Genomic DNA, 493 nt, shown 5'->3' with positions numbered 1-493 from the left:
CCGTCAGAGCGCTGAAACTTGGTCCGCAAATTTGCGTTGTTGACCTTTGCCGCGCTACTGGCCACCAATGCTATTCATATTTGGGCCGCAGCGCATGCCTATCAACCGGTGACCACGGTGAAGTCGCTATTTACCGCTGTTTTATCCTGCTACAGCAGATAAATTTATGCGCAAACAAGGTTGGGTGGATGAACAGGCGCTTGAAGCGTCAAAAGGCACTAGGCGTTTAACGCAAAAATGATTTGAATTACCCATTAGCACCACTTCAAACACAACCTGTAGAGAAACCGCTCAATATTATGTTGCTGGTGGTGGATTCTTGGCGCGCCGATACCTTCAACGCAGACAATACGCCAAACATGTGGAAATACGCGCAGTCGGGTGTGGTTTTCAATAACCATATCGCGACTGGCAACGCGACTCGTACRGGTATCTTTGGTCTTTTCTACGGCATTCCGGGCACCTACTGGCATGGATTCCTAGCAAACCAACA

At 49.0% G+C, this 493-nt stretch carries 2 protein-coding genes; both read left to right on the top strand.

Features of this window, described 5'->3' with window-relative positions:
- Positions 1–166 precede the first annotated feature (166 nt).
- A complete protein-coding gene (locus CIK04_RS34935; protein WP_325206005.1) occupies positions 167–241 on the top strand; it encodes a hypothetical protein in 75 nt (24 codons plus the stop codon).
- Between the two features lies 1 nt (position 242).
- Positions 243–493 (top strand): sulfatase-like hydrolase/transferase (locus tag CIK04_RS34930; protein ID WP_369597194.1); only part of this gene is annotated, 251 nt, incomplete at its 3' end.

This window comes from Vibrio sp. 03_296 (assembly GCF_002265885.1).
The sequence above is the reverse complement of the archived record's forward strand: the minus strand, read 5'-3'. Positions and strand labels throughout refer to the sequence as shown.